Origin of the sequence: Curtobacterium pusillum (assembly GCF_013359865.1) — a bacterium.
In the GTDB taxonomy this organism is placed as follows: Bacteria; Actinomycetota; Actinomycetes; order Actinomycetales; family Microbacteriaceae; genus Curtobacterium; species Curtobacterium pusillum.
In genome coordinates this window covers 56,126-76,924 of the sequence record NZ_JABMCE010000069.1, presented here as the reverse complement: position 1 = coordinate 76,924, position 20,799 = coordinate 56,126, and the positions used below count along the sequence as shown (strand labels likewise).

Annotated in this window: 19 protein-coding genes and 1 tRNA gene; 12 read left to right on the top strand and 8 right to left on the bottom strand. The window is 71.0% G+C overall.

Annotation, left to right across the window (positions count from 1 at the left end; all coding sequences use genetic code 11):
- Positions 1 to 233 precede the first annotated feature (233 nt).
- Entirely contained in the window at positions 234 to 728 is a 495-nt protein-coding gene (locus HP507_RS07100; RefSeq protein WP_175351090.1) for an HNH endonuclease, read from the top strand.
- Between the two features lie 54 nt (positions 729 to 782).
- Positions 783 to 1,442 (top strand): response regulator transcription factor, encoded by a 660-nt coding sequence (locus HP507_RS07095; RefSeq protein WP_175351089.1) that lies wholly within the window; start codon positions 783 to 785, stop codon positions 1,440 to 1,442.
- Positions 1,443 to 1,476: 34 nt separating this feature from the next.
- Here the strand turns inward: HP507_RS07095 and HP507_RS07090 are convergent, their stop codons facing one another.
- The 5 genes from HP507_RS07090 to HP507_RS07070 all read right to left on the bottom strand — a co-directional run bounded on the left by HP507_RS07090 (position 1,477) and on the right by HP507_RS07070 (position 6,087).
- The gene (locus HP507_RS07090) at positions 1,477 to 2,058 is read right to left on the bottom strand and encodes a DUF2238 domain-containing protein (RefSeq protein ID WP_175351088.1); all 582 of its coding nucleotides are present in this window, start codon (positions 2,056 to 2,058) and stop codon (positions 1,477 to 1,479) included.
- Positions 2,058 to 2,648, bottom strand: a complete 591-nt coding sequence (locus HP507_RS07085) for a DUF2127 domain-containing protein (protein ID WP_175351087.1) — start codon at positions 2,646 to 2,648, stop codon at positions 2,058 to 2,060. The genes HP507_RS07090 and HP507_RS07085 overlap by 1 nt, the downstream gene beginning before the upstream one ends.
- Positions 2,649 to 2,732: 84 nt before the next feature.
- Positions 2,733 to 3,794, bottom strand: a complete 1,062-nt coding sequence (locus tag HP507_RS07080) for a sensor histidine kinase (protein WP_175351086.1) — start codon at positions 3,792 to 3,794, stop codon at positions 2,733 to 2,735.
- Positions 3,795 to 3,835: 41 nt separating this feature from the next.
- Positions 3,836 to 5,392, bottom strand: a complete 1,557-nt coding sequence (locus tag HP507_RS07075; RefSeq protein ID WP_175351085.1) for a glycosyltransferase family 39 protein — start codon at positions 5,390 to 5,392, stop codon at positions 3,836 to 3,838.
- Positions 5,389 to 6,087 (bottom strand): phosphatase PAP2 family protein, encoded by a 699-nt coding sequence (locus tag HP507_RS07070; RefSeq protein WP_175351084.1) that lies wholly within the window; start codon positions 6,085 to 6,087, stop codon positions 5,389 to 5,391. The genes HP507_RS07075 and HP507_RS07070 overlap by 4 nt, the downstream gene beginning before the upstream one ends.
- A 258-nt stretch (positions 6,088 to 6,345) precedes the next feature.
- Between HP507_RS07070 and HP507_RS07065 the strand changes: the two genes are divergently transcribed.
- Both HP507_RS07065 and HP507_RS07060 read left to right on the top strand, forming a co-directional pair.
- Entirely contained in the window at positions 6,346 to 7,449 is a 1,104-nt protein-coding gene (locus HP507_RS07065) for an epoxide hydrolase family protein (protein WP_175351083.1), read from the top strand.
- 13 nt (positions 7,450 to 7,462) lie between these two features.
- Positions 7,463 to 7,534: transfer RNA gene (locus HP507_RS07060), tRNA-Arg, on the top strand.
- Between the two features lie 13 nt (positions 7,535 to 7,547).
- On the opposite strand, the gene HP507_RS07055 is transcribed toward HP507_RS07060, so the two are convergent.
- Positions 7,548 to 8,117, bottom strand: a complete 570-nt coding sequence (locus HP507_RS07055; RefSeq protein ID WP_175351082.1) for a cysteine hydrolase family protein — start codon at positions 8,115 to 8,117, stop codon at positions 7,548 to 7,550.
- 65 nt (positions 8,118 to 8,182) lie between these two features.
- Here HP507_RS07055 and HP507_RS07050 point away from each other — a divergent pair, with 65 nt between their 5' ends.
- From HP507_RS07050 to argG, 3 genes are read left to right on the top strand one after another with little or no spacing between them, the layout of a single operon-like run.
- A complete protein-coding gene (locus tag HP507_RS07050; protein WP_175351081.1) occupies positions 8,183 to 8,641 on the top strand; it encodes a MarR family winged helix-turn-helix transcriptional regulator in 459 nt (152 codons plus the stop codon).
- A complete protein-coding gene (locus HP507_RS07045; protein WP_217508562.1) occupies positions 8,638 to 10,035 on the top strand; it encodes an MFS transporter in 1,398 nt (465 codons plus the stop codon). The genes HP507_RS07050 and HP507_RS07045 overlap by 4 nt, the downstream gene beginning before the upstream one ends.
- 58 nt (positions 10,036 to 10,093) lie before the next feature.
- Entirely contained in the window at positions 10,094 to 11,536 is a 1,443-nt protein-coding gene (argG, locus tag HP507_RS07040; RefSeq protein WP_175351080.1) for an argininosuccinate synthase, read from the top strand.
- Between the two features lie 337 nt (positions 11,537 to 11,873).
- Here argG and HP507_RS07035 read toward each other — a convergent pair whose 3' ends face one another.
- Together HP507_RS07035 and HP507_RS07030 are read right to left on the bottom strand one after the other, a co-directional pair.
- A complete protein-coding gene (locus tag HP507_RS07035) occupies positions 11,874 to 13,316 on the bottom strand; it encodes an MATE family efflux transporter (RefSeq protein WP_175351079.1) in 1,443 nt (480 codons plus the stop codon).
- Between the two features lie 130 nt (positions 13,317 to 13,446).
- Positions 13,447 to 13,890, bottom strand: a complete 444-nt coding sequence (locus HP507_RS07030) for a MarR family winged helix-turn-helix transcriptional regulator (RefSeq protein ID WP_217508561.1) — start codon at positions 13,888 to 13,890, stop codon at positions 13,447 to 13,449.
- Between the two features lie 90 nt (positions 13,891 to 13,980).
- Between HP507_RS07030 and nadE the strand changes: the two genes are divergently transcribed.
- From nadE to HP507_RS07005, 5 genes are all read left to right on the top strand, one after another.
- Positions 13,981 to 14,808 carry an ammonia-dependent NAD(+) synthetase gene (gene nadE, locus HP507_RS07025; protein ID WP_175351078.1) on the top strand — a complete coding sequence of 276 codons (828 nt, stop codon included), beginning with the start codon at positions 13,981 to 13,983 and terminating at the stop codon, positions 14,806 to 14,808.
- Positions 14,809 to 15,151: 343 nt separating this feature from the next.
- Complete coding sequence (locus HP507_RS07020) at positions 15,152 to 17,242, top strand: MDR family MFS transporter (RefSeq protein WP_175351132.1); 2,091 nt, start codon at positions 15,152 to 15,154, stop codon at positions 17,240 to 17,242.
- 58 nt (positions 17,243 to 17,300) lie between these two features.
- The gene (locus HP507_RS07015) at positions 17,301 to 17,885 is read left to right on the top strand and encodes a TetR/AcrR family transcriptional regulator (protein WP_175351077.1); all 585 of its coding nucleotides are present in this window, start codon (positions 17,301 to 17,303) and stop codon (positions 17,883 to 17,885) included.
- A 212-nt stretch (positions 17,886 to 18,097) separates the two neighbouring features.
- Positions 18,098 to 19,432 carry an enolase C-terminal domain-like protein gene (locus HP507_RS07010; protein ID WP_175351076.1) on the top strand — a complete coding sequence of 445 codons (1,335 nt, stop codon included), beginning with the start codon at positions 18,098 to 18,100 and terminating at the stop codon, positions 19,430 to 19,432.
- A 58-nt stretch (positions 19,433 to 19,490) separates the two neighbouring features.
- On the top strand, positions 19,491 to 20,723 hold the full coding sequence (locus tag HP507_RS07005; RefSeq protein WP_217508560.1) for an ABC transporter substrate-binding protein: 1,233 nt from the start codon (positions 19,491 to 19,493) through the stop codon (positions 20,721 to 20,723).
- Positions 20,724 to 20,799 lie beyond the last annotated feature (76 nt).

Below are 20,799 nucleotides of genomic sequence, written 5' to 3'. Positions count from 1 at the left end.
ATGTCAGCGTTCCGCACGACCCGCACCATGGGTCGGCGCGCGCACGTCGACATACGGTCGACCGCCGCCTGCGCGTACGAGCACGCCCCTGCATGACGAGAGCACTGCCCATCCGGGTGGTGCTCTTCGTGGTTCAGGGGGCGTTCGCGCGAGCGGAGGTCACCTGCGCGGTGCCCGAGGTCCGACGCACCCGCACAGCCTGGAAGCCGTCCAGGCACGTCGGAAGGGAACCCATGCGCACTCTCGTCCTCAACGCCGGTTACGAGCCCCTCGCGGTGATCTCGTTCCGTCGGGCCCTCGTGCTCGTCATGAACCAGAAGGCCGCCATCGTCGCCGCCGACCTCGAGCACCCGGTCGCGGGCTCGACGGCGACCTACGACCGTCCGTCCGTCATCATCCTCACGCGGTACGTGCGCATCCCGCACTCGAGACTCGTGCCCGTGTCCCGCCGCGGGGTCCTCCGTCGGGACGCGAACCGGTGCGCGTACTGCGACCGGCACGCCACGACGATCGACCACGTGCAGCCGAAGTCCCGCGGCGGGCAGGACTCGTGGGAGAACCTCGTGGCCTGCTGCCTGGCGTGCAACAACACGAAGGGCGACCGCACCCCGCGGGAGATGGGGTGGCGGCTCCGCTTCCGCCCGAAGGCCCCGCACGGGACGTCGTGGGTGGTGCGGGGCATCGAGCGCCCGCAGTCCGAGTGGGACGAGTACCTGGTGGCCGCGTAGCGGTCCTCGCCGGTGGTCGGTACCGGGGACGGACGGTGACCGGAAGGACCGCCCGTGACGCCCCGTCTCCTGCTCGTCGAGGACGACCCCCGGCTCGGCCCGCTGGTCGCGGACGTGCTCGGCGTCGACTGGGACGTCACCCTCCGCGCGGACGGGGAGAGCGCACTGCAGGTGGCGGCGGAGCAGTACTTCGACGTCATGGTCGTCGACCGACGCCTGCCCGGCATCGACGGCACGGAGGTGGTCGCCGAGCTGAGGGCGCGTCGTGTGAGCACCCCGGTCCTGATGCTCACCGCGCTCGGCGAGGTCCGGGACCGCGTGTCCGGCCTCGATGCGGGGGCGAACGACTACCTGGTCAAACCGTTCGACTTCGACGAGCTGAACGCCCGGCTCCGTGCGCTCACCCGCGACTACTCCGGTACCGGCGCGGCGATCGAGATCGGCGGATGGGCGTTCTGGCCCGACGACAGCAGCGTCACCTCGCCGTACACCGGACGCGTGATGCTCACGGAGAAGGAGACCGAGTTGCTCCGCCTGCTCGCCAGCGATCCGGCCCGCGTCTTCACCCGCCAGCACCTGCTCTCCGCGGTCTTCGAGCACGGCGAGCAACTCGGCACCGTCGACACGTACGTGCACTACATCCGGCGGAAGACCGACCGCGACATGATCAGCACGGTCCGCGGCGTCGGGTACCGGCTCGGCACACCCGCCTGACCGTCGAGCGGCACCGGCGTGAGCGGAAGGCCGGTCAGACCGGGAGCCCGGGCGGACGGACCCGCTTCGCCACCGCGAACGCGACGAGCGCGGCGGCGGCGCCGACGGTGCCGGCGATGATGTCGGTCATCGTGTCGGTGTTGCCGTGCTGCGCCTGCGTCCCGAACAGCGTGTCGCTCGTGAACTCGACGATCTCCCACCCGGCAGCGATCGCCATGGCGCACCCCTGGACGAGCAGGAGTCGCGGCCACCGCGTCGATCGCCCCCGCAGGAGTGCCAGACCGGCTGAGACCACCAGCACGCCGGAGTCGGCGTGCACGAGCTTGTCCCAGCCGGGCAGCGCCGAGTAGAGCCCGAACGCGGCACCGGCGAACGGCCCCGCGGCGATGAAGCAGCCGAGCTGGACGGCGAGGTGCGTCGGCAGCCGCTGCTCGACCACGCGTCCCAGGACCGCGGGTGCGAACATCGCGGGGACGAGCAGCGCGGCGACCAGGGCGCGGGGCCACGCCCCGACGACGAGGAGCGCCACGGCCCCGGTCGCGAAGACCAGCTGGAACCACGCCGCCGTGTGTGACGTCCCGCGCCGGACACCGGGCCGCGTCGAGGGGTCGAGCATCAGGACCCTCGGCTCACCCGCGGCGCGCGGACGAGCGCCGCCGTGTCGTCGCGTGCCGGGGGAGCGGAAGGGGCGGCCGGCCGTCCGACCACGGAGCGCCACGCGTCGCGGAGACCGCGGTGCCGTCGCCACTCCCGCCAGGTCAGGGCGATCACGACCGCGTCGAACACGGTCAGCGCGGCGATGCCGACGGTCGGTCCGGTGGCGAGCTGGTAGCCCTGCCAGACCAGGAAGCCGCTGAGCGCGACGATCGCCCACGGGTACACGCGGGCGGTGCCGCGGAACAGCGCGGCGAGGATGCCGAGCTTCACCGCGCCGTGGACGACGAGGTACACGGCGGCGACGACGGTGGCGTCGGCGCTGAGGGACGCCGCCCCGTGGAGCAGCACGTGCGCGAGGAGGTCGTGCGGGTCCTCCCGGAGTTCGCCGGCCGTCAGGGCCCGAGCGATGCCGAGGACCTGGGCCGGGCGGAGGACCAGGAGCGGGAGCCCGAGGAGCAGCTCGACGGCACCGTCCAACCCCTTCAGCGCGATGCCGAGGAGGAACACCAGGTCGAGGACCCGTCCGCGCGACCACGTACGTTCGTTCATGTCACCAGCGTCGGGCACCTGCTCCCAGAAAGGTCCAAGAGCAGCCCGACGCGGACCGCCCCGAGGCGCTCGCCGCGGGCGTCCTCAGTGACGTCGTCTCCTGCCGCCCGCGACGGGGAGCCGCAGCAGGAAGGTCGTGCCGTGCGGTCCGGTGTGCTCGACACGGACGTCGCCGCCGTGCCGGACGGCGACGTCGCGGACGAGGGCGAGACCGATCCCGGATCCGGAACGGGTACGGCCGTCCTGCGGCGGCCCGGTCGGCGTGCCGTGGGCGAAGCGCTCGAAGACCCGGCGTGGGGCGATGCCGGCGATGCCGGCGCCCTCGTCACGCACCCGGAGGGACACGAAACCGTCCTCGACGGCCGCCGTGACCGTCACGGTGCCGCCCGCCGGCGAGTGCGCGATCGCGTTGTCGACCAGCGCGACGATCGTCCGGCGCAGTGAGGTCGCCGGCACGGTGACGACCGCGTCCGTCGGCGTCGTCCGCAGTCGCACCCGGTTCTGCTCGGCGAGCACGGCCATGTCCCGTTCCGCCGCGACGAGCTCGGGGCCGAGCGCGGTCGGGACGGCTTCCCCCGCCCCGCGCGCGGCCTCGAGGAGGTCGTTCACGATGTCGACCAGGACACGGGTGTCGTCACGGACGTCGTCCACCACGGGACGCCGAGAGTCGGCGGTGTCGATCATCGCCCGGAGTTGTTGCACGCGGGCGTCGAGCACGGTCAGCGGGGTGCGGAGCTCGTGGCTGGCGTCGGCGACGAAGGCGCGCTGCATCGTCAGTGCCTCGGCGATGGGGCGGACCGCTCGGCGGGCGATGATCCACGAGGCGACGCCGGCGAAGAGGATCGCTGCGCCGCTGAGGACACCGATGGCGATGGCGAGGTCGACGGTGTCGAGGTAGACGTGGACGTCCTCGGGCCCGTGCGTCTCCTGCTGCTGCGCCGGGGTGAGCTGCCACAGCACGTACACGACGACGAGCGCGACGATCGACAGCACGAGGGCCGCGGACACGACAGCGACCTGGACTCCCATGCGTGTCGCGGAGCGCCGGTACGCCGCCCGGTCGGCGTCCGTGTCCCCGCGGAACACCGACGACCACCGCGCCGGCAGTCCCAGGGCGTCGGGGATCGACGACCACCACAGTCCCATGGTCCGCCCTCCTCTCCTGACTCCAGCCTGGACCCTCCCGATCACCGGAGGTACCGGACCACCCGCGTCCGTGCGACCGTCCACGTCCGGTCCACGTGGTACCCCGCTGCCGCGAGGGACGCCGTCACGGTCGCGCGTTCGTCCGGCGACACCGCCGTGAGCAGCCAGACGGCGTCGTCACCGGCGACGGCACCGCCGATGTCCGACAGCGGGCGCTGGGTGTCCCAGAGCGCGTCGCCGCCTCCTGCCGGAGTGACGAGCAGCGGGTCGCGGGCGCCGGCGAACGCCTTCGGGTAGGTCTCCTCGATGATCCGGGACGTCGCTTTCGGGTGGCGCTCGAGCGGGCCGAACACCACCGCGTCGACCGTTCCCGCCGGTTCCCGCGCGCGTTCCCGGTGCACGAGTGCCGCGACGGCGTTCCACGCCGAGTCGTCCTTCGCCGTCACGGTCCGCTGGGCGACCCAGGACGGTGCGGAGAGCGCTGCCGCCACGGCGACGGCGAGCACCGTCGTCGCCCCGGCCGCCCGTCGTGACGAGATCGCCGCGCTCCGCTGGAGCGCGTCCACGGCGACGGCCATGCAGAGCGCGGCCGTCGGCGCGGCGAACGACACGTAGCGCGGTGAGTAGAGCGGGTTCGTCACGAGCGACACGGCGACGAGCCCGATCGTCGGCACCCCCACCCACGGCAGGACCACCGCGAGGAGACGCCGACCCGGAGCGTGGTGGAGCGCGAACAGCGCCCCGCCGACCGCGAGGATGCACATGAGGACGGCGAAGCCGGTGTTCTCGTAGGAGAACTGGGTGACCAGGACCTCCTCGAGCGTGTGCGCGCTGACGTGACGGATCCAGTCGATCTGTCCGGACTGCGAGGACGTGGCCCGGGCGAACGGCAGGAGCGCTCCGAGCACGACGACGGCGGCTCCGGCCCAGCAGCCCGCGGCACGGAGCGCGGCACGCGTCCGTGTGCTGCGGCGGAGGAGCGGCAGGGCCACGGTCACCCCGTGCCCGACGGTGACGAGCGCGAGGTAGAGGAACACCGCACCGCCGAGGGCGGACACCGCCACGTAGCCGATCCACCACGGCCAGGAGCGCGCCGCTGCCTCCGTCCGTCGCACGGCGACCACCAGCAGCAGGGTCCCCGCGACGGCGAGGAGCATGCCGAACGCGAACGACCGCCCCTCCTCGCCCATCCACGTCACCCGGGGCAGGAGCGCGGTGAACACCCCGGCGAGCACCCCGACGCGCCGACCGGCGAGCGCTCGCCCGAGGACGACGGTCAGACCGACGGCCGCTCCGACGGCGATCGCGGACGGCAGGCGGAGGGTGAACGGCGAGTACCCGACGAGGTCGAACCAGACGTGCATGAGGGCGTAGAACGTCACGTGCACGAGGTCGACGTGCTGCACCTCGCGGCCGAGCGCTCCCCACGACCTCGTCGCGGACACGACCGTCGCCGCCTCGTCGTACCAGACCGACGGGACCCAGCTCCCCGCGACCGAGACGGCCGCCGCGAGCACGCCGATGAGGACCGGGGCCGGCCAACCCCGGCGACGTGTCACGGCGACGGCGGGCAGCGTCCGTTCGAGCAGGGCGGTCACCGTGACTCCCCGTCCAGGACCACGCCGCGGACCTGCCGGTCGGTGCGGTGACGGGCCGTCGTCGTCCGGGCCGCCGGCAGGCGCGGGAGCAGCGCGCTCACGACCACGGCGACGGCGCCCGCCCAGACGGCGGCGGCGGCCACGTCGCTCGGGTGGTGTACGCCGAGCACGAGCCGGGAGACCGCGACGGCGACCACGAGGACGGCACCGACGGCGAGCACCTGCGCGCGCGCACGGCCGGCGGTGACCGTGACGAGGCCGGCCACGATCGCGGTCGCCAGTGCGACGTGCCCGGACGGGTAGGACCAGCTCTCGTGCACGACCGCGATGCCCGGCAGGACCGGCCGAGGTCGGTGCACGAGCAGCTTCACCGGCTCGACCGACAGCCACGACACGGCGGCGACCACGAGGAACCGCCCGGTCCGGCGGAGGTCCCCGCGGAGCAGGACCACCCCGCCGACGATCACCAGGAGCAGGAGGCCTCCCGCGGGTTCGAGGACCATGCCGACGGTCGTCGCGATCGCGACGCCCGTCGGGGGGACGTGCGCGATCAGGAAGCGGTCCACGCCGAGTTCGGCGAGGCCGACCTCCGGCACGGCGGCGAGCGTCCAGCCGGTGACGAGCACGACGACACCCAGCACGAGCGCACCGGCGACCGCAGGGGTGCGGACCCGGCCGACGAGGTCACTCCACATCGCAGAGCCCCTCTCGGTCGACTTCGACGCCCGCGGCGACGAGGGCGACGGCCGCACCCGAGACGGCGAGCAGCGCGACGGCCGCTCCGATGATCAGACCAACGGTCATGGTGGTACCTCCGGGAACGAGGCTCACGCCGCCGCTCCAAGGAACCGCCCAGAAGCGTCGGGCGCCGCCCGTCGCCGGACGGGAGGCGCGGTGCGGGCCCGCCACGCGCCTCCCGTCCGTCCGTCGGCGGTGCTGGGTAGCGTGCCGTCATGACGGAGACACCGCGGATCGACGACGCGACCATCGCGGACCTGCGCGCGCGACTGCGCGCGACCCGTTGGCCCGACGCTCCCGTCGGGACCGGCTGGTCGCTCGGCGTCGACGTCGACGAGCTCCGGGCGCTCGTCGAGTACTGGGCGGACGGCTTCGACTTCGACGCGCACCGCGCCGCGCTCGCAGCGCTGCCGAGCCGGCGCGTGCGGGTCGACGGGATCGGCGTCCACGTGCTCCACGCCCGAGCCGCCGAGCCCGGGGCGCTGCCGATCCTGCTCGCACACGGCTGGCCGGACTCCGGGTGGCGGTACCGCAAGGTGCTCCCGATGCTCGTCGACGCCGGGTTCGACGTCGTCGTGCCGGACATGCCCGGCTACGGGTTCTCGGACGCGCCGCCCCGGCCGATCGACGCCCGCGCGGTCGCCGGACTCTGGGCCGCACTCATGACCGACCTCGGGTACGAACGGTTCGCGGTCTCCGGCGGCGACATCGGGACGCACGTCGCCCGGTACCTCGCACTCGACCACCCCGATCGCGTCGTCGCGGTGCACCGCATCGACGGCGGGTTGCCCTGGCCCGGACTCGACCCCTCGTTGCTGTCCGAGGCCGAGCGCGCGTTCGTCGCCGAGACCGAACGGTGGCGCACCGCCGAGGGCGCCTACGCGATGATGCACCGGACGAAACCGCAGACCGCCGCTGTCGGGCTGAACGACTCCCCGGCCGGGCTCGCGGCGTGGATCGTCGAGAAGCTCCGATCGTGGAGCGGCTGCGACGGTGACGTCTGGTCGGTGTACACGAGGGACGAGGTCCTCGCGCTGCTCACCGAGTACTGGGCCACGGGGACCATCGGTTCGTCGATGCGGATGTACCACGCCAACGCGGCGGTGCCGGCGGAGCAGATGGCACGGCGGGTCGAGGTGCCGTCCGGGTTCTCGGTCTTCCCGGGCGACCTCGTACGAGCACCGAGGGAGTGGCTCGAGCGGACCACGAACCTCGTGTACCACCGGGAACTCGATCGCGGCGGGCACTTCGCGCCGTTCGAACAGCCGGACCTGTTCGTCGGGGAGCTCCGCGCCTTCCTGGAGCCGTTCCGCCGCTAGAGTGGGAGGGCCAGCCTCTGTAGCTCAACGGAAGAGCAGTTCCGTCCTAAGGAAACGGTTGGGGGTTCGAGTCCCTCCAGGGGCACCTTCGATCCGCGCTACGCGGCGACCGTGTCGATCCACTCAGCGGTGCCGATGACGGTCGCCTGCCGCGGGAACACCTTCTCGGTGAGGACCCGGTGCACCTCGGGGTCGCCGTCGGCGCAGGCGTCCCCGAGCACGGTGATCCGGTAGTCGAGGTCCGCTGCCTGGCGCACCGTGGACAGCACCACACCGCTCGTCGAGATCCCCGCGACGACGATCTCCCGGGCGCCCGCACCACGGAGCAGCACGTCGAGGTCGCTGCCCGTGAACGCACTGATCCGGCGCTTGGTGACGACCGGCTCCTCCGGGCGGGGTGCGAGCGCCGCGTGGATCTGCGTGGCGGCGCTCTGCTCGGTCATCGTGTCGCCCGCGGACGACTTCGCGGCGGCGAAGCCCTGGTTCGTGTCGGCGACCTCCGGGTAGCCCGGGCGGAACGCCACCCGGACGAAGAAGACGGGGATGCCGGCTGTTCGGGCGGCGTCGACCGCTCGGGTCGCTGCGGCGAGGACGTCGGCGTTGCCGAGTCGCTCGACGATGCCGTGCTGGAAGTCCATGACGAGGAGGACGGTGTCGTGTTCGGTCATGACGGTCACCATAGATCGTCAGCCTGAACTGTACAAACCTAACTGTGCAGTGCAGACTGTCGATCATGAACGACCCGCTGCAGCTCGGGACGGACACGGACACCTCCGCACTCCGGGCCTCCATCGACCTCCGCGTCGCCGTCGGCCGACTCCGTCGACGGATGCGCGAGGTCTCCTCCGGCGACGAGCTCACCGCATCCCAGGTGTCCGTGCTCGCCCGCCTCGCGAAGGGGGAGGCCGCATCGGCCTCCGCGCTCGCCGTGCTCGAGGGCGTGAAGCCGCAGTCGATGGCCGTCACCCTCGCCGGGCTCGAGGAGCTCGGGCTGATCCGTCGCAGCGCCGACCCGTCCGACGGGCGCCGGCAGATCGTGACCCTCACCGATGCCGGCGAGCACCGCAACTCCGGGCTGCGCGAGGTCAGGAGCGAGTGGCTGGTCCGGACCATGGACGAGTCGCTCACCGAGGCCGAACGCCGGACGGTCATCGACGCCGCCGCGATCATCGAACGGATGGTGCGCCGGTGACGGCCGTCTCCGAGCATCGCCCCCGCGCGGACCGGTTCGACCGGCGGCTGCTCGCCCCGATGATGCTCGGGTCGATCCTCAACCCGATCAACTCGTCGATCATCGCCGTCGCCCTCGTCCCGATCGCCGCAGCGTTCGGCGCCCCGGCATCCGAGACCGCGTGGCTCGTGTCGTCGCTGTACCTCGCGACCTCGATCGGGCAGCCGCTCGTCGGCCGGCTCGTCGATGCGTTCGGCCCGCGCCGGTTGTTCCTCGTCGGAGCGTTCCTGACGCTCGTCGCCGGTGTGATCGGAACCGTCGCGCCGAACATCGGCGTGCTCATCGTCGCGCGGGTCGTGCTCGGGTTCGGGACGTGCGCCGGGTACCCCGCGTCCATGTACCTGATCCGCAGCGAATCGGCGCGCACCGGCATCGCCTCGCCCGCCGGCGTGCTCACCGCGCTGTCCGTCGCCACGCAGACGATCGCGGTGGTGGGCCCGACGCTCGGCGGGCTGCTCATCGGGATGGGAGGCTGGCGCACCACGTTCACCATCAACATCCCGCTCGGCCTCGCGTGCATCGTGCTCGGCGTGCTCGTGCTGCCGCGACACACGGCGCTCGAGACCGGTGGCGCCGCTGCGGCACCGAAGCGCTTCCGGCTGGACCTCGTCGGCATCCTCCTCTTCGCCACGACGCTCGTGTCCCTGCTGCTGTACCTCATGGACCTCGAGGTCACGACCCTGTGGCTGCTGGGCGTCACCGTGCTCGCGGCCGCCGGGTTCGCCGTCCGGGAGCTCCGCACCGCCGACCCGTTCATCGACGTGCGGGTGTTCGCCGGCAACCTCCCGCTGCTCGTCACCTACGCCCGCGGGGTCGTCGCGGCGACGGTGTCGTACTCGTTCCTCTACGGCGTCACGCAGTGGATGGAGGACGGGCGCGGGCTGAGCGCCTCCGCCACGGGGCTCATCCTGCTGCCCGTGTTCGCCACCGGGATCCTCGTGTCCACCCTGACCGGACGGCGACCAGAGGTCCGGATGAAGCTCGTCGTCGGTGCGGTGTTCCAGCTCGTCGCCTGCGCGCTGCTGCTGTTCGTCCGCGCCGACGCGGCGATCTGGTCGCTCGTCGTCATCGGGATCCTGTTCGGCATCCCGCAGGGCCTCGTGAACCTGGCGATCCAGAACACCCTCTTCCACCAGGCGGACCCCGAGCGGATCGGAGCGTCCTCGGGGCTGCTCCGGACGTTCATGTACCTCGGAGCGATGCTCGCGTCGTCCGGAGGCGCAGCGTTCTTCGGGGACCGGGCCACGACCGGCGGTCTGCACGAGCTCGCGGTCTTCATGCTGATCGCGGCCGGCATCCTGTTCGTGCTGACGGTCGCCGACCGCACGCTCAAGCACGTCGTGCCCCGCCGCTGATCCCCACGACCGTCGTGCTGGACGGTAGTGACCCCCGCGCGCCCCGTACGATTGACCCGTGTCCAAGGTCTTGAGCAGTCTCCCGGTCGGCGAACGAGTCGGCATCGCGTTCTCCGGAGGTCTCGACACCTCCTGCGCCGTTGCCTGGATGCGCGAGAAGGGCGCGGTGCCGTGCACGTACACGGCCGACATCGGCCAGTACGACGAGCCGGACATCGACGCCGTCCCGAGTCGCGCCCACGAGTACGGCGCGGAGATCGCCCGCCTCGTCGACGCGAAGAGCGCCCTGGTGGAAGAAGGGCTGGTCGCCCTGCAGACCGGTGCCTTCCACATCCGTTCGGGCGGCAAGACGTACTTCAACACGACGCCCCTCGGCCGCGCGGTGACGGGCACGATGCTCGTCCGTGCGATGCGCGAGGACGGCGTCGACATCTGGGGCGACGGCTCGACCTACAAGGGCAACGACATCGAGCGGTTCTACCGCTACGGCCTGATGGCGAACCCGCGCCTGCGCGTCTACAAGCCGTGGCTCGACTCCGAGTTCGTCCAGGAGCTCGGCGGCCGCAAGGAGATGAGTGAGTGGCTCGTCGCCCGCGGCTTCCCGTACCGCGACTCCACCGAGAAGGCGTACTCGACCGACGCGAACATCTGGGGCGCCACGCACGAGGCGAAGAGCCTCGAGGAACTCTCGAGCGGCCTGGACATCGTCGAGCCGATCATGGGCGTCGCCGCCTGGCGCGACGACGTCGAGGTCGCCACGGAAGAGGTCAGCGTCCGCTTCGAGGCCGGTCGCCCGGTCGCGATCAACGGTGTCGAGTACGCCGACGCCGTCGCGCTCGTCTACGAGGCGAACGCGATCGGCGGCCGCCACGGCCTCGGGGCGTCCGACCAGATCGAGAACCGCATCATCGAGGCGAAGAGCCGCGGCATCTACGAGGCGCCGGGCATGGCGCTGCTGCACATCGCGTACGAGCGCCTGCTCAACGCGATCCACAACGAGGACACGGTCGCGTCGTACCACAACGAGGGTCGCCGCCTCGGGCGTCTCATGTACGAGGGTCGTTGGCTCGACCCGCAGTCGCTCATGCTCCGCGAGTCGCTGCAGCGCTGGGTCGCCTCGGCGGTCACCGGCGAGGTCACGCTGCGCCTCCGTCGCGGTGACGACTACACGATCCTCGACACGACAGGTCCGGCGCTGTCGTACCACCCGGACAAGCTCTCGATGGAGCGCGTGGGGGACGCCGCGTTCGGTCCGGACGACCGGATCGGCCAGCTCACCATGCGGAACCTCGACATCGCGGACTCGCGGTCGCGCCTCGAGCAGTACGCGGCCGCCGGCCTGATCGGCGGGGCGACCGGCGATCTCGTCGGTCGGCTCGAGTCGGGCGAGGCGGAGGAGATCCTCGGCGGTGCCGTCGCCACCTCGGACGCGGAACTGGCGCGAGAGCGGGCGACGGACGCCGCGTCAGAGGGCGCGGCCTTCGACACCGGCACCGACTGATCTCGACGTCGGACGCCGGGGCCGTCGCGTTCCGCCGGGGCCGTCGCCCGACACCGCACGCGTTGATCGACGGGTGCGCTGTCGAATCGGCGCTGTCGCGGCGGGACGGCCGACGGGGCCATCGCGCTCCGGCTCGAGCCGCAGGGGAAGCGCTCGAGGGCCGGAGCGTCGATGCTCGCTGCGAGTCCCGGCGGGGGAGCGCCGGTCGGGTGCGACTCGCTGACGATGTCCACTGTAGCGGTCCGCAGAAGTGTGGACAGACAGATCGGTCTCCCCAGTTCGGGGGCCTCCCGACGAGCCGTCTCACGTGGAGTTCCGCCGACCGGCCCGCCGTCGGTCAGACGGCCGCTTCCACGAGCGTGGCCTCGGCCCGCTCCGGCGACCCCTCGGCGAGTCCGCGGGCGATCCGACCCCGGGATGCGACCCAGAGCACGACCGCGGCGACGAACACGAGCACCTCGGTCACGGTCAGCGCCCAGATGATCCCGGCGAGCCCGAACCACAGGTTCCCGACGATGACGATCGGGATGAAGAGCACGCCCTGCGCCATCGACAGAACCATCGCGGGCAGCACCATGCCGGTCGCCTGGAACAGCGAGGTGAGCAGCCCCGTGAACCCGTTCACGATGGTGGCGACGAGCTGGGCGGTGAGGATCGTCAGGCCGATCGCGAGGACCGAGTGGTCGCCGGAGAAGATCGTGAAGACCTGCTCGCGGAAGACGAACACCGTGCCGGAGAACACCAGGACGATCGTGCCGACCGTGAACGCCGCACTGCGGAGCGCCGCGCGGAGCCGCACGCCGTCCCCCTTGCCGAACGCGTAGGCGAGCAGCGGCAGGACGCCGATCGTGACGCCCATCACGAGGAACTCGGGCACCTGGGCGATGCGGACCGCGACGCCCATCGCGGCCAGCGGGTCGTCGCCGTACCCGGCGGCGAGGTTGTTGAGCACGAGCGTCGTCACGATGAGGAACCCGGACTGCAGGAGCTCCCCGGCGCCCACACCGAACACGCCCCTGAGGATGTCGGGGCGGAGCGTGAACCACCTCGGCGCGAAGCTGACGTTCTCGCTGTTCCGCTGCAGCCAGACGATCCAGTAGCCGATCGACACCATGTTGCCGAGCCCGATCGCCAGTGCAGCGCCCGCGACTCCCCAGTGCAGCACCAGGATGAAGAGCACGTCGAACACCAGGTTGCCGACGGTCGACAGGATGAGTCCGATCATCGCCTGGCGCGCAGCCCCCTCGGAGCGGACGATCTGCTCGAGGGCGAACGACGCTACCAGCACGGGGACGAACGCGAGCATCACGGCCACGTACGCGCTGGTGGCGGGGACCGCGGCCTCGTCGGCGCCCAGCACGGCGACGAGTGGCTGCAGGAACACGAGGCCGACCACGGCGAGGACGGCTCCCGTGACGACGGCTCCCCACAGCGCGAAGGAGGCCACACGCTTGATGTCCTGCGCCTTCGCGGGGTCGTGCTCGGATGCTCCGAGCATGCGGGACATGAGCGCGCTGCCGCCGACGCCGAACACGCCGCCGACGGCCATGATGATGCCGAGGAGCGGGGTGCCGAAGGTGATCGCGGCGAGCAGCGACGTGTCGTGCTGCGAGCCGATGAAGCCGGCGTTGATGACGTTGTAGACGGCGCTGACGACCATCGCGGCGGCCATCGGCACGCAGAGGTGCACGAGCGCACGTCCGATGGGGGCGGCGGACAGGTACCAGCGGTTCTTCGCCGCGGCGGTGTCGAGGGTGGGGTCTTCGGTGGTGGTGCTCATGGCTGCCTCCTTCTGGGCAGGGCTGCGCCGCCCGGTTCCGGGCAGCGTGGAGCGCACGATCGGCGGGTGCCGTCGAGTCGGTGGGTCGGGCCTCCGGCGGGCCTTCGGCGGCCTGGAGGCGCGGGGTGCGCTAGCGGGTGGGTTCCGGCAGCTCGGCGGTCACCTTCTGCAGGAGGGCCTGCAGTGTGGACCGCTCGTCCGCGTCGAGCGGCGCGAGCAGGACGTCGTCGAGGGCGGTCATGGCGTCCTCGAACCCGGCGATGAGGGCGATCCCCTCGTCGGTGGCGAAGACACGCTTCGTCCGGGCGTTCTCGGCGTCCGCCCGGCGTTCGACGAGCCCGCGACGCTCGAGCCCCTGCAGGAGGCTCGAGACGCTGGCCGCACTCGTCCGGGTGATCTCGGCGATGTCCCGCTGGATCACGCCGGGCGTGCGCTGCAGGTACCCGAGCACGAAGCTCTGCTCCTGGGTGAGGTCGCGTTCGCGGACCCACTCCTCGGCCGCCTTGCGCTGCGCCCACCCGATCCAGCGCATCTGCTGGAGGGGCGAGTCGAACCGGGGTGCCTGCTGCGTCATGATCAGAACTCTAACCGTTCGAGAGCTAACTGTCAACGATCGAACTGATCGAGACTGTTCACCGGCACGGTGCAGCGGGATACTGGGGTGGTGCGTGAACTCCAAGCCGCCATCGCAGCGGACCTCAACGTCCAGCCGACCATCGACCCGGAGCGGGAGGTCGCGCGGCGCGTCGGGTTCCTCCGCGACTACCTGCTCACCACCGGTGCCGCGGGCTACCTGCTCGCGATCAGCGGCGGCCAGGACTCCACGCTCGCCGGTCGCCTGACGCAGCTCGCCGTCGAGTCACTCCGGGCCGAGGGACACCCGGCCGAGTTCACCACCGTCCGCATGCCCTACCGCGTGCAGGCCGACGAGGACGATGCCCAGCTCGCCCTGCAGTTCATCGCGGCCGACCCCGGCATCACCGTGAACATCGAGCACGGCGTCGACGGCGTCGTCCGGGACACCCTGGCGTCCGGCGTCGAGCTGAGCGACTTCGTGAAGGGCAACGTGAAGGCCCGCATGCGGATGGTCGCCCAGTACGCGATCGCCGGGCAGCGCGGGCTCCTCGTCGTCGGCACCGACCACGCGGCCGAGGCCGTGACGGGCTTCTTCACGAAGTACGGCGACGGCGGCGTGGACATCACGCCCCTCACCGGCCTGACGAAGACCCAGGGGCGCCAGCTCCTCGAGTACCTCGGTGCTCCGGCTCGGCTCTACGAGAAGGCGCCGACGGCGGACCTGCTCGACGACCTGCCCGGTCAGACGGACGAAGCGAACCTGGGCCTCGCCTATGCCGAGATCGACGCCTACCTGCAGGGCCACGACGTGCCGGTCGAGGTCGCCGAGGCGATCGAGTCCCGCTACCGTGCCACGGAGCACAAGCGCCAGGTCCCGGCGACGCCCTTCGACGACTGGTGGCGTGTCGGCGCGTAGGCGCTCACACGACCGACCTCCAGGAGGCGCGGTGCGGGTCCGACCCGCACCGCGCCTCCTGTGCGTCGACGCGTCCGGAGCCGATACCTGTGAGGGTGTTCACCAAACATGCACGATGGGAAAGTTTGCGTTGGCAGCAAACGTGCTCTTGGTGTAAAGTTGCAGCGTCTGCAAGGTTGACCCGCCATCGTCGGTCCCTCGCGACCGACACCTCGCCGCCGGGCCACCGCTCGACGGGACGCCACGCACCCCTCAAGGACACGCATTGTCTACTGCCACCGCACCCGTCGAGGTGCAGCGCGGACGACAGAACGGCACGGCCAGCACGCCGGGCAAGCCGATCATGTCGCACCGTCAGATCCTCCTCGTCATCTACGGCCTCATGGCCGGCATGTTCCTGTCGTCCCTCGACCAGACGATCGTCGGCACGGCGATCCGCACGATCGGTGACGACCTGCACGGTCTCGACCAGCAGGCCTGGGTCACCACGGCCTACCTGATCGCCTCGACGATCACCACGCCGATCTACGGCAAGCTCTCCGACGTCTTCGGTCGTCGTCCGCTCTACATCTTCGGCATCGCGGTGTTCATCCTCGGCTCGCTGCTCTCGACGATGTCGACGTCGATGATCATGCTCGCCGCGTTCCGTGCCTTCCAGGGCATCGGCGCCGGTGCGCTGATGTCGCTCCCGCTGGCGATCATGGGCGACATCCTCGCCCCGCGCGAGCGCGCCAAGTACCAGGGCTACTTCCTCGCCGTCTTCGGCATCTCCTCCGTGATCGGCCCGCTCATCGGCGGCCTGTTCTCCGGTGCGAACGAGATCCTCTGGATCACCGGCTGGCGCTGGGTCTTCCTCGTGAACGTCCCGATCGGCATCGGTGCGCTCCTCATGGTCATCGCGTTCCTGCACCTGCCGAAGTTCGGTGACGCCAAGGCCAAGCCGCGCATCGACTGGTGGGGTGCCACCTCGGTCATCGTGACCCTCGTCCCGCTCCTCCTCGTCGCCGAACAGGGCCGCACCTGGGGCTGGGGCTCCGCCGGCGCGATCACCTGCTACGCGATCGGTGTCCTCGGCCTCGTCGCCTTCCTCGTCATCGAGACGCTCATGAAGGACGACGCGATCATCCCGCTGAAGCTCTTCCGTTCGGGCGTCTTCTCGATGGCCACGGTGCTCGGCTTCCTCGTCGGCTTCGCGATGTTCGGCGCCATGCTGACCATCCCGCTGTACCTGCAGATCGTCACCGGTCTGACGCCGACCGAGTCCGGCTTCGCGACCCTGCCGATGATCGGCGGTCTGATGATCGCGTCGATCGCGTCCGGTCAGATCGTGGCCCGCACGGGTCGGTACCGGATCTTCCCGGTGATCGGCACCGCGCTCGTCTCGATCGGCTACGTCGTCCTGACGTTCATGACGATCGACAAGCCGCTCTGGTTCCTCATGATCGGCATGTTCCTGATCGGCCTCGGCCTCGGTCAGCTCATGCAGAGCATCACGCTCGCCTCGCAGAACTCGGTCCAGCCGCGTGACATGGGCGTGGCGACCAGCTCGGCGACGTTCTTCCGCCAGATCGGTGGAACGCTCGGCACCGCGGTGCTCCTGTCCGTCCTGTTCTCGATCATGCCGACGAACATCCTGCACGCCACGGCGGACGAGAAGAACCTCACCGGTGCGCTCGACGCCGCCCTCAACCCGACGGTCGCCTCGGCGAAGGCGAACCAGGGCGTCATGGACCAGATCTGGAACCCGATCGTCACCCCGGTCGAGAAGAGCGTCCAGTCGAAGCTCGACGGCGCCGCGGCACAGGCGAAGCAGTCCGCCGATGCCGCCGTCACGAAGCAGGTCACCGCCGCCGTCCAGCAGCAGGTCGCCGCGGGCACCGTCCCGGCCGCCGCGGCGCAGACGGTCATCGACCAGCAGGTCTCCGCAGCCACACCCGCCGCCGAGCAGCAGGCGCTCGCCGCGGTCGCGGACAAGGCCCACGCGACCGTTCAGTCGAACGGCACCGTGAGTGTCGACTGGTCGAACGCCTCCCAGCGCACCTACTGGGTCGACCAGCTCGCCCCGCAGCTCTCGAAGACCATCTCGAAGCAGGCGGACTCGAACGGGTCGAGCAGCAGCTCGGAGACGAGCGACACCTCGTACCTGAACGGTGCGGACAAGGCGCTGACGAAGCCGTTCATGACCGGGTTCAACTCCTCGGCCGTCACGGTCTACTGGGTCGGCTTCGCGGTCATCCTGCTCGCCTTCATCCTGAGCTGGTTCTTCAAGGCGCCGCCGCTCCGCAAGAGCTCGGCCCTGCAGGAGCAGGCAGACAAGGAGGGCACGGCCGACGACCTCGAGGTCCAGGCGGTCAAGGCCGCGGACGCCATGGGTTCGCCCACGGCTCCCGTCACCGGATCGATCCCCGTCCAGCGGAACGCCTCGGACGACTAGGCCGATCGGGGCCTCCCGCCACCGGACGGGAGGCCCCGATCCGCACCAGGAGCAGCACGTGACCAGCACCGAAGCACCCGCCACCGGCGACAGCGGCCTGCGGGAGCGCAAGAAGCAGCAGACCCGGAACGCGATCCACGAGGCCGCGCTCGACCTCGTCACCGACCGTGGCCTCGCGGGCGTCACGGTCGAGGAGATCTGCGCCGCGGCCGGGGTCTCGCCCCGGACGTTCTTCAACTACTTCCCGTCGAAGGGCAACGCAGCGCTGGGGTTGCCCGCGACGACGATCCCCGAGGGCGCGCGGGAAGCGTTCGCCACCGCGGAGGGCTCCCTCGTCTCCGACCTCTGCGAGCTCGTCGCGCAGACCGTGAACCTGCCCGCGGACCGCAGCCGGATGAAGGCGCTCGTGCAGGCGCGCCCGGAGATGGTGCCCACGATGCTGCAGTGGATGGCGGACGCCCGGCTCGAGGTGTACGAGGTCGCCGCCGCGCGCACGGACGCCGACTCGGCCCGCACCGCGGTGACCCTCGTGATGGCCGCCGTCATCGAGGCGGCGCACCGCTTCACGGTCGGGTCGCGTGAAGAGCTGGCGGACCGGCTCCGCGGCGTGGTGGCGGAGATGGGCCGGCTCGCCTCCGCCTGATAGAAGCGAGCGCAGACGGGAGGCGCGGTGCGGGTTCAACTCGCACCGCGCCTCCCGTCTGTGCTCGCTTTCTCCACGCCTGGACAAAGTCATCGGACCAAAACGGCCTGCCTCGTGGCCAAAACGCAATCGAGATCCCCCTTGACATGCGAGACATCCGATGTTTCGATTACCTCGTTCGGTCGACGGAGACCGGACGGGCAGGAGACACGATGAGCCGCATCACCGGACTGCGCGTGCGCGACATCCGGTTCCCGACCTCGCGGGAACACGACGGGTCCGACGCGATGAACCCGGCACCCGACTACTCCGCCGCCTACGTCGAGATCGCCACCGACGCCCTCGACGGGCACGTCGGATCGGCCTTCGTCTTCACCATCGGCCGCGGGAACGAGGTGCAGGAAGCAGCCATCGCAGCGCTCCGCGAGCACGTCGTCGGCGCTGACGCCGAAGCGGTCCTCGCCGACATGGGCGACACGTGGCGGCGGCTCGTGCACGATTCGCAGCTGCGCTGGCTCGGCCCGGAGAAGGGCGTCATGCACATGGCCATCGGCGCCGTCGTGAACGCCCTCTGGGACCTCCGGGCGAAGCGCGCCGGACAGCCGCTCTGGGCGTTGCTCGCCGACATGAGCCCCGCGGAACTCGTCGACCTCGTGGACTTCCGCTACCTCACGGACGCGATCACCCCGGCGGACGCACTCGGACTGCTCGAGGCCGCCGTGCCGCTCCGGGCCGAACGGAAGCGCCGCCTCGAGCAGCGGGGCTACCCGGCGTACACGACCACCCCCGGCTGGCTGGGCTACGACGACGAGAAGCTCGCCCGCCTCTGCCGCGAGGCCGTCGACGACGGGTTCGCCCAGATCAAGCTCAAGGTCGGCGGTGACGTCGACGAAGACGTCCGGCGCATGGGGCTCGCCCGCGCGACCGTCGGCCCCGACATCCGGATCGCGGTCGACGCCAACCAGCGGTGGGACGTCGACGAGGCGGTCACGTGGATCGAACGGCTCCGGCCCTTCGACGTCGCCTGGGTCGAGGAGCCGACGAGCCCGGACGACGTGCTCGCGCACGCCGAGATCGCCCGCCGCATCGCACCGATCCCGGTGGCGACGGGGGAGCACATGGCGAACCGGGTGATCGCGAAGCAGCTCATCCAGGCCCGAGCGATGTCGGTGCTGCAGATCGACGCCACGCGGGTCGCCGGGGTGAACGAGAACCTCGCGATCCTGCTCCTCGCGGCGAAGCACGGCGTTCGGGTGTGCCCGCACGCCGGTGGCGTCGGGCTGTGCGAGGCGGTCCAGCACCTCTCGATGTTCGACGCGGTGGCCCTCACCGGCGACCTCGACACCCGGTGCATCGAGTACGTCGACCACCTGCACGAGCACTTCGTGACCCCGGTCGACGTGCGCGACGGCCGGTACTGGCCACCGACCGCTCCCGGTGCGGGCACCGAGATGCTCGGTGGCTCCCTCGACACGTACTCGTTCCCGGACGGACCGGTCTGGTCGGCCGCCGACGAGACGATCCCCGACGCCGTGCGCGTCGCCTGAAGCCAGCACGACACGCAAGACCCTCACACCCGATCACCACGACGAAGTGGAGACACCGATGCAACGACGTTTCACCGCCGGGCTCGCGGCAGCAGCCGCCATGGCCCTCGTGCTCACGGGCTGTTCCGCCGGGAGCAGTGCCGGCGACGGCCAGTCCAAGGACGCGCTCACCTGGGCGATGTGGATCTCCGGCAAGGAGGACAAGGCCGCCTGGCAGAAGGTCGCCGACACCGTGCAGACGGACGACGACGTCGACGTCACGATCCAGGGGTCGCCGTTCAACGACTACTGGACCAAGCTCCGCACCCAGCTCTCGACCGGCACCGCGCCCTGCATCGTCAGCATCCAGTCCCTCCGCGCCGCGAACTACACCGACGTCCTCGTGCCGATCGACGACCTGGCGAAGAAGGCGGACCTCGACCTGAGCGAGTACGACCAGACCGCACTCGACGGCATGAAGGTCGACGGCGATCTGTACGGCCTGCCGTACGACACCGGCCCCATGCTCATGTTCTACAACAAGGACCTCTTCGAGAAGGCCGGCATCGACGAGCCGAGGCCCGGCTGGACGGTGGACGACTTCGAGGCCGCGGCCGCGAAGATGAAGGCCGCCGGCACGACCATGTACGGCACGACGGTGGAGGACATCCCGCTCGAGTCGCAGATCCTCGCGTACGACGGCGGCCGGGTCATCAGCGACTCCGGAAAGCTCGACGCGAAGAACGCGAAGTTCGCCGAGGGCCTCGACTGGATCGCGAGCCTGGTGAAGAAGGGCTACGCCACGCAGGCGAGCGCGGACGGTTCGGCCGACGACAACGCGTTCGTGTCCGGCGACGTCGCGATGTACGCCGACGGCCCGTGGTCGATCATCAGCCAGAAGGCCAAGGTGAAGTTCGACCTCGGCGTCACGACGTTCCCGTCCGGCACGTCCGGTGCGAGCTCGTACGCGGCCGGCTCGGGCTTCGGCATCTCGAAGCAGTGCAAGTACCCCGAGCAGGCGTTCAAGGCCATCCAGACGATGACCAGCGAGAAGGTCCTCACGTCGCTCGCCGAGCAGGGTCGGGCCTTCCCCGGACGCACGGCGGCGCAGCAGGCCTGGTACGACAACGCCGGCATCGACGGCGTCGAGGACACCCTGAAGGCCGCGCTCGACAAGGCGGTCCCCCTGCCGGGCAACAAGAAGAGCGACCAGCTCAACCAGCTGTTCGCCCAGTACGGACTGCAGGCGGTGAACGGGCAGACCTCCGGCAAGGACACCATGTCCTCCATCGCGAGCCAGCTGAACCAGTGACGGCCTGGAGGCGCGGGTCGGCCCCGACCCGCGCCTCCCGTCCCGTCCCACCCCCTGACCGGACCCGGCGAACGAC